Origin of the sequence: Sphingomonas sp., from assembly GCF_042091075.1 — a bacterium.
GTDB lineage: Bacteria > Pseudomonadota > Alphaproteobacteria > Sphingomonadales > Sphingomonadaceae > Sphingomonas.
In genome coordinates, this window is record NZ_JBELIE010000159.1 from 1 (window position 1) to 7728 (window position 7728).

General features: G+C 67.5%; 9 protein-coding genes. 3 read left to right on the top strand and 6 right to left on the bottom strand.

Annotated features, from left to right (window positions below):
- The 4 genes from ACFDSW_RS13700 to ACFDSW_RS13715 form a co-directional block, all read right to left on the bottom strand.
- A partial coding sequence (locus ACFDSW_RS13700; protein WP_375250847.1) for a flavoprotein occupies positions 1-168 on the bottom strand: 168 nt, incomplete at its 3' end.
- On the bottom strand, positions 165-1214 hold the full coding sequence (locus ACFDSW_RS13705; RefSeq protein ID WP_375250840.1) for a hypothetical protein: 1050 nt from the start codon (positions 1212-1214) through the stop codon (positions 165-167). The genes ACFDSW_RS13700 and ACFDSW_RS13705, both read right to left, overlap by 4 nt.
- Positions 1215-1218: 4 nt before the next feature.
- Positions 1219-2757, bottom strand: a complete 1539-nt coding sequence (gene ubiB, locus ACFDSW_RS13710; protein ID WP_375250841.1) for a 2-polyprenylphenol 6-hydroxylase — start codon at positions 2755-2757, stop codon at positions 1219-1221.
- Entirely contained in the window at positions 2754-3485 is a 732-nt protein-coding gene (locus tag ACFDSW_RS13715; protein ID WP_375250842.1) for a class I SAM-dependent methyltransferase, read from the bottom strand. Before ACFDSW_RS13715 ends, ubiB begins: the two co-directional genes overlap by 4 nt.
- Positions 3486-3531: 46 nt before the next feature.
- Here ACFDSW_RS13715 and mutM point away from each other — a divergent pair, with 46 nt between their 5' ends.
- The 3 genes from mutM (at position 3532) to dnaA (ending at position 6565) form a co-directional block, all read left to right on the top strand.
- Positions 3532-4347, top strand: coding sequence for a bifunctional DNA-formamidopyrimidine glycosylase/DNA-(apurinic or apyrimidinic site) lyase (mutM, locus tag ACFDSW_RS13720; protein ID WP_375250843.1), 816 nt, complete (start codon positions 3532-3534; stop codon positions 4345-4347).
- Between the two features lie 97 nt (positions 4348-4444).
- Entirely contained in the window at positions 4445-4708 is a 264-nt protein-coding gene (gene rpsT, locus ACFDSW_RS13725) for a 30S ribosomal protein S20 (protein WP_375250844.1), read from the top strand.
- A gap of 426 nt (positions 4709-5134) precedes the next feature.
- Entirely contained in the window at positions 5135-6565 is a 1431-nt protein-coding gene (gene dnaA, locus ACFDSW_RS13730) for a chromosomal replication initiator protein DnaA (RefSeq protein ID WP_375250848.1), read from the top strand.
- A gap of 3 nt (positions 6566-6568) precedes the next feature.
- On the opposite strand, the gene ACFDSW_RS13735 is transcribed toward dnaA, so the two are convergent.
- Complete coding sequence (locus ACFDSW_RS13735) at positions 6569-6856, bottom strand: PspC domain-containing protein (RefSeq protein ID WP_375250845.1); 288 nt, start codon at positions 6854-6856, stop codon at positions 6569-6571.
- A 168-nt stretch (positions 6857-7024) separates the two neighbouring features.
- On the bottom strand, positions 7025-7728 hold a 704-nt coding region (gene trpS / locus ACFDSW_RS13740), incomplete at its 5' end, for a tryptophan--tRNA ligase (RefSeq protein ID WP_375250846.1).

Genomic DNA, 7728 nt, shown 5'->3' on the forward strand with positions numbered 1-7728 from the left:
GACCTTGTCCTCGCTCAGCGCGGCGAGCGTCATCGGGGTGACGAAATGCTGGCCGCCCTCGGTCAGCACGCAGCGGACCATATGGCCGCGCTTGCGCAGCGAGCGGACGATCTCGCACGATTTATATGCGGCGATCCCGCCGCCGACGATCAGCAGAATCCGGCTCATCGGGTCATCCTCGTCACGGTGAAGCGCCGCCGGTCGAAGGCCGCGCGGATCAGGTCGGCGAGCGCATCGGGGGCGAAGGCCAGCCCCGGCGCGACCAGCACCGACACCAGCGGCACGGTGCGCAATGGGGTCGCCGCGTCGATCAGCGTGGCGGCCGCGATCAATGCGACTATCCGCCCCGCCATCGGGGTGGCGAGCGCGACCCAGCCCAGCAGCGCGAACGGCAGCAGCGGCGCCGCCCATCCCGGTGGCAGAGAGGGGAAGGCGGCCGTCACCAGCCGTGCCGATGTCGTGTCGGGCGTGACAGCCGGGGAGGTGACCTCGGGCAGCGGCGGCAGGGCGAGCGCGGCGAGCGCGTGCCAATGCGCGGCCAGCACGACGCTGGCGATCACCGCCGCCGCCAGCCATGGCATCGCCGCGCGACGCCCCGTATCGGCCCATGTCAGCCCCGCGAGCACGATGACGAGTATGATCGCGGCGGGCGCGATCATCGCCGCGATACATGCCAGTGCGATACTCTGCAGGGTATGGCCGGGACGGTCCACGAACAGCGCCAGCGCCAGCAGCATCGCCGCCCAGCCGGCCGGTGGCGCGACCAGCCATAGCAGGGCGCCGGCGGCGCATCCCCCCGCGAGCAGCGCGATCGCGATCGTGCAGGCGGCCAGTGAGGGAAACACCGCGGTCAGGCGGGTGCTGCCTGCCCAGAGCAGTGCCGCGAGGGTCGCGGCAATCAGCGCCAGCAGCGCCCAGCCGGGCAGCGTTCCCGCGATCAGCGCCATGGTCGGTGGGGTCGCCGCGAACGATCGCGCCACCGCATCGCCGCGCAGCAGCACCGCCAGACTGTCGTAGAAGGTGCCGCCTTGCCGCATCGAGGCGATCACCCCGAGACTGAGCGGATCGTCGAGCGCGGCTTCCCCCGGTGGGGCAAGGATCGCGATCAAGGAAAGCAGTAGCAGCGCCGCGAGTATCCACCGCGCGGTGCGGCGCGACAGCCCGGCCAGCCGCGTTGGCGCGGCGAGCCAGATCGGGGCGCCGCGTAGGGTCATTGCGTCACCACGCTTGCGCCAGCAGCAGCGCGACGCCGCCGCCGAGCGCGCCCAGCGCGGCGACCAGCACATAGCGCCAGCCGCCGCCGACCCGCACCAGCTGGATTTCCCGCAGCGGCGGGGCGGGGGGGGCGCCGCCGGGCGCGGGGAAGCGCGCCTCGATCCGGCGGACGAGTTCGGGCAGTCGGGCGAGCGTACGCACATCCGCCACGATGCGATCCGCGACCGCCGCTTCCGGGCCCAGTTCGGTGCGGATCCAGTCTTCCACCAGCGGCCCGGCGGTGATCCACAGATTGATGTCGGGATCGAGCGCGGTGGCGACGCCCTCCACCATCACCATCGTCTTTTGCAGCAGCAACAGGTGCGGCTGCGTCACCATGTCGAAATCGCGTGTGATCGCGAACAGCCCGTCCAGCATCATGCCGATCGACATGTCCTTCACCGGCAGGCCGCGCATCGGCTCCCCCACCGCCCGCAGCGCGGTGGCGAATTCCTCCACGCTGTGATGCGCGGGAACATATTGCGCCTCGAAATGGATTTCCGCGACGCGGCGGTAATTGCCCGTGATCAGCCCGTACAGGATTTCCGCCAGCCACAGGCGCGCGCGGCGGTCGATCCGCCCCATGATGCCGAAGTCGATCGCGGCGACCCGATTGCCCGGCAGCGCGAACAGATTTCCCTGATGCAGGTCGGCATGGAAAAAGCCGTCCGCGATCGCCTGCCGCAGAAAGGCGTGCACCAGTACCCGCGCCAGCACCGGCAGATCATAGCCCGCCTCCACCAGCGCGGCGCGGTTCGACAGCTTGATCCCGTCGATCCATTCGATCGTCAGCACGCGGCCGGTGGTACGCGCCCAATCGACCGCCGGAACGACGAAATCTGGCTCCGAGGTCATGCTCTCGGCCAGTTCGGACGCCGACGCCGCCTCGCGCGTGAAGTTCAGTTCCCGTGCGGTCCAGCGCTTGAAGGTTTCGATGACGAGGCGCGGTTGCAGGCGTGCGATCTCGCCGCCCATCGGCTCGATCTGCGCCGCGGCCCATTCATAGGTGTCGATCGCGCGGGCGAAATCCTCTTCCACGCCGGGACGCAGCACCTTGACCGCGACGATACGGCCGTCGGTGGTGCGCGCGCGATGCACCTGCGCGATCGACGCGGCACCGACCGGGATTTCCTCGATATGCGCGAACAGCGTGTCGAGCGGTCGGCCGAAGCTCTTGCGCATCACATCGCATACCGCCTCGAACGGCACCGGCGGGACGGCATCCTGCAGCCGCAGCAAGTCGCTGGCGGCTGCCTCGCCGACGATATCGGGGCGGGTGGCGAGCGTCTGGCCCAATTTGATCGCGGCCGGCCCCAGCGCCTCGAAAGCGTCGGCGTAGCGCGGCACCTCGGGCACACGCGCGCCCAGCCGTGCCAGTCGCAGCAGGCGCCGCAGCCGCAGCGGCGCGTTCGGATCACGCTCGATCCCGCGCAACGCACCGTGACGGGCCAGCGTTCGGCCCCATTTCAGAAGCCGCCAGGTATGGACGATCGGAGAGGTCAAATCTTCCAGCCGCTGTGGATCGCGACCAGCCCGCCCAGCATCGGTTCGACGCGCGTCTGCACGAAGCCCGCCTCGCCGATCATGCGTTCGAACGCCGGCATATCGGGAAAGCGCCGGATCGATTCGATCAGATAGCGATAGCTGTCGGCATCCTGTGCCAGCAACTGCCCCAAGCGGGGCACGACCCGGTGCGAATAGGCGTCATAAACCTCCGCGAAGCCCGGCCACACGGTCGTCGAGAATTCCAGGCAATAGAAGCGCCCGCCGCGTCGCAGCACGCGGTGCGCCTCGCGCAGCGCCGCCGGAATATCGGTCACGTTGCGGATGCCGAACGCGATCGTGTAGGCGTCGAAGAACCGATCGGGGAAGGTCAGCGTCTCCGCATTCGCCTCGGTCCACACCAGCCCGTCGATCCCGCGTTGCTGCGCGCGCGTCATGCCGACGTCGAGCATCTCGGGATTGATGTCCGCGACCGTCACCGCCGCACCGCTTTGCGCCAGTCGGAAGGCGATGTCTCCGGTGCCGCCGGCCATGTCCAGGATCTGCTCGTCACGGCGCGGCTTTACCCGGCGCACGAAACGGTCCTTCCACAGTCGGTGCATGCCGGCCGACATCGCGTCGTTCATCAAATCGTAGCGGCTGGCCACGCTGGAAAAGACCCCGCGGACCCGTGCGGTCTTTTCGGTGGGGGTGACGTCCTGGTAGCCGAAGGAGACGGTATCGCTCATGCCCGTCGCTCTAGCGGGGTGAACGGCGACCGGCTAGGGGGCGGGCATGCCGGAATTGCCAGAGGTCGAAACCACGGTGCGCGGGTTGACCCCGGTGCTTCACGGACAGGAATTGCGGGCGGTGGAACTGCGGCGGGGCGACCTGCGCCGCCCCTTCCCCGACGACTTGCGCCAGCGACTGACGGGCGCGCGCGTGATCGGTTTGTCGCGACGCGCGAAATATGGCCTGATCGACACCGATCGCGGTGATACGATGATCTTCCACCTCGGCATGTCGGGGCGCTGGCGGGTCGATCCCGGCGCCTTGCTGCCCCACGATCATCTCGTCATCGATACCCTGGCGGGGCGTCGCATCGCGCTCAACGATCCCCGGCGGTTCGGCTCGGTGGATCTGGTCGCGACCTCGCAGGTGCCGGACTTTCCCGCCTTTCGCGCGCTGGGGCCGGTGCCGCTCGGCGACGACTTCACCCCCGCCTATCTGCATCGTGTGCTGGCGGGCAAGCGGGTTTCGATCAAGCTCGCGCTGCTCGACCAGCGAATCGTCGCGGGGCTGGGCAATATCTATGTCTGCGAGGCGCTGTATCATGCGCGGATCGATCCGCATCGCCCCGCGGGGCAGATCGCCCGCGCCCGGCTCGCGCGGCTGATCGAAGCGGTGCATGTCGTGTTGACGGCGGCGATCGAGGCGGGTGGGTCCACGTTGCGGGATTATGCCCGCCCCGATGGCGAACTGGGCTATTTCTCGAAGCAGTTCGCGGTTTATGGCCGTGAAGGCGAGCCGTGCGGCTGCGGCGGCACGGTGGCGCGCTATGCCGAGGGCGGGCGATCGACCTTCTGGTGCCCGGCGTGCCAGCGACGTTGACTAATCGGCCGTCGCGCTTTATGGGCGGCGCCTTCGAGGGCGATGGGCTTTCCCGCCGCCCTTTTTCACATCGATTCGAACAGCTCAGAGGACGTTCATGGCGAATACGCCGCAAGCCAAGAAGCGCATCCGCCGCAACCAGCGTCGGGCCGAAGTCAATGGTAACCGCATCGGCCGTATCCGTACCTTCGTGAAGAGGGTGGAGGCTGCACTGGCGGCAGGTGACAAGTCGGCGGCGGCCACCGCGTTGCAGGCGGCGCAGCCCGAGCTGGCGCGCGGCGTTGCCAAGGGCGTCATGCACAAGAACACGGCGTCGCGGAAGTTCGCCCGTCTGACCAAGCGGGTCGCCGGCCTGGCCTGATCGCCGCCGCGACACTGTCGAAATATGCGCCCGCCGGGTTCGTCCCGGCGGGCGTTTTCGTCTGTCCGCGGCACCCGCCGACGGAACAAAGATAGGACGTTACAAAAAGCCCCTGAAATCCGCGATTCGAGCGTCGTAAAAAACCGCACTTTGGCAACTATGCCTGCGATTACAGTGGCTTATCAAAAATCCGACGCATTTGTGCGGGCTAGATTGTGTCAATCCGCTTTATTTCGGTTTTGTGTCCGTTCACGGGCTTGATCGACTCATGTGCCTGTTCCTAATCCTGTGACACCGCACCGGCGTTCGCCCGGTTCGGCATCAGGACGACGTCAGGATGCAGCCGCGCTGGGGCTCGCGGCCAGGGGGACGTTTGACCTTGTAAACTATTGATCCACGGGCCTGCCGCTCGTGGCGACGGAGGAGTTGTGCGTGGCGTCAGGGCAAGGTCAGGCGGGTGAGGGGAGCGAGTTGGCACGGGCCTGGGCCCGGGTCCGCGCGAACCTGCGCCTCTCGGCCGGCGCCCGGCTGTTCGACCAGTGGCTTGCGCCGATCGAACTGGTTGACGGGGACGATATCGCCGATGTCCGCCTGACGCTGCCGTCGGCATTCATGACGACGTGGGTGAAGAGCCATTACGCCGATCGCCTGTTCCATGAATTCCGCGCGGTCCTGCCCGAGGTGCGCAGCGTCGCGATCGAAACCGTGCGACGCTCTCCCGTGGTGGAGGTCATCGCCGCCCCGTCAAGTGAAGCGCCGGTCCCGGTCGTCGCGACCGAGCATGCCGCGCCCGCGTCGTCCACTGCCGCCAACGAGGCGGCCGGGACGATCGAGCGGCCGGCGCTCGACGCGCGGCTGACCTTCGACCGTTTCGTCGTCGACGGCAGCAACATGGTGGCCTTCAACGCGGCGCGTGCGCTGGCGCAGCCAGGCCCGGTGCGGTTTAGCCCGTTGTTCCTCCACGGCGGTACGGGGCAGGGCAAGACGCATCTGATGAATGCGATCGCGCACGCCTTTCTGGCATCGCATCCGCAGGCGCGGGTGATGTTGATGTCGGCGGAGCGGTTCATGTTCGAATTCGTCGCCGCGATGCGCGCGCGCGATACATTCGCGTTCAAGGCCAGGCTGCGCGCATGCGATCTGCTGCTGATCGACGATCTGCAGTTCATTGCCGGCAAGGACGCTACGCAGGAAGAATTCTTCCACACCGTCAATGAGATCATGGCGGCGGGCAAGCGACTGGTGATCGCCGCCGATCGCGCCCCGCAAGCGCTGGAGGGCGTGGAAACGCGGATCGTCGGCCGGCTCGGCGCGGGTCTGGTGGCGGATATCCGCCCGTCGTCGCTGGATCTGCGGCGCGCGGTGCTCGAACGTCGGATGGTCGACCTGCCCGATATCGCGGTGCCCGCCGAGGTGATCGATCTGCTCGCGACGCGGATCACGTCGAGCATCCGCGAATTGGAGGGCGCGCTGACGCGCGTTACCGCTTACGCGATGCTGACCGGCGAGACGGTCGACCTCGCCTTCGCGCAAGCGACGCTGGGTGACATGCTGCGCGGCGCACAGCGTCGCGTGACGATCGACGAAATCCAGAAGGCCGTATCCGAGCATTTCGAGCTGAAGCCGCTCGATCTGATTTCCGCGCGCCGTGCGCGGGCCGTGGCGCGGCCGCGTCAGATCGCCATGTATCTTGCCAAGCGCCTGACGACCCGTTCCCTGCCGGAGATCGGGCGCAAGTTCGGCGGGCGCGATCATTCCACCGTGATCCACGCGGTCCGGCGCATCGAGGAACTCCGCGACAGCGATCGGGACGTCGATGGCGCGGTGCGGGTGCTATTGGGGCGGCTCGAGGGCTGACGATCACGCCGCCTGCCGGTATTCCGGTGTGTCGTTCGCGTCCGTAGCGACGGACAGCGGTGCCGACGGCGCCGCCGGTTCGGGATGCCGAAACGCGAGCCGGCTGACCAGCACCAGCGCGCCCAACGCGGCATAGGCCATGAGCACATGTTCCAGATCGACCAGCAGCGCGACCGCGAAGGCGAGCCGCAGCCATAACGGGTTGAAGCCGAAATCCTCCCCGATCGCGGCGCATACGCCGAAGAGATTGTCGCCGCGCGACGTGGAGGTGTCCTGAGATATGTCGGCCATGCTGCGAACTCCGTGGGTTGCGGAGTGCAAAGCAGAAGGCGTGCCAACCGCGGATACGCGCGGGTTAGCTCAATGCCGGCGGAAACGAATTGGCGGCGGCCGCTAAATGTTGGTGAAATGCGCGTCGAGATGGGAAAGCGGGGCGGAGATGATCCCCGCCCCGCCGCGTCACACCACCAATCCCATCGCTTCCTGCGCCTTGCGCAGCAATGGCGCGGCCAGCGCTTCGGCTCTTTCCGCCCCGTCACGCAGGATCGAGTCGATCGCGCCACGATCGTTCAGCAAGCGCTGCATCTCGTCGCGGATCGGCCCCAGCTTCGCCACCGCCAGATCCGCGAGCGCCGGCTTGAACGCTCCGAAGCCCTTGCCCGCGAACTCCGCCAACACGTCATCGGGGGTGCGATCCGCCAGCGCGGCGAAGATCGTTACGAGGTTCCTCGCCTCCGGCCGGTCCGCCAGCTCGTCCATCGATGCGGGCAGCAGATCCGGATCAGTCTTGGCCTTGCGGAACTTGTCCGCGATCGTGTCGTCGCTGTCGATCAGCTTGACCAGCGATTGTTCCGACGGATTCGACTTGGACATTTTCGACGCCGCATCGCGCAAGCTCATGATGCGCGGTGCGGCCTTGCTGACCAGCGGCTCGGGCAGCGTGAACAGCGCGACGCCGTAGTCGTTGTTGAACTTGGTGGCGATGTCGCGCGCCAGCTCCAGATGCTGTTTCTGATCCTCGCCGACGGGCACATGGGTGGCGTTATACAGCAGCACATCCGCCGCCATCAGCACCGGATAGTCGTACAGGCCGACGCTCGCGCCTTCGCGGTTCTTGCCCGCCTTGTCCTTGAACTGTGTCATCCGGTTCAGCCAGCCGACCC

Bases quoted from the DNA above. Each gene is read 5' to 3' on its own strand.
- ACFDSW_RS13735 (WP_375250845.1), bottom strand. From the start codon at position 6,856: ATGGCCGACATATCTCAGGACACCTCCACGTCGCGCGGCGACAATCTC.
- ACFDSW_RS13715 (WP_375250842.1), bottom strand. From the start codon at position 3,485: ATGAGCGATACCGTCTCCTTCGGCTACCAGGACGTCACCCCCACCGAA.
- ACFDSW_RS13705 (WP_375250840.1), bottom strand. From the start codon at position 1,214: ATGACCCTACGCGGCGCCCCGATCTGGCTCGCCGCGCCAACGCGGCTG.
- mutM (WP_375250843.1), top strand. From the start codon at position 3,532: ATGCCGGAATTGCCAGAGGTCGAAACCACGGTGCGCGGGTTGACCCCG.
- rpsT (WP_375250844.1), top strand. From the start codon at position 4,445: ATGGCGAATACGCCGCAAGCCAAGAAGCGCATCCGCCGCAACCAGCGT.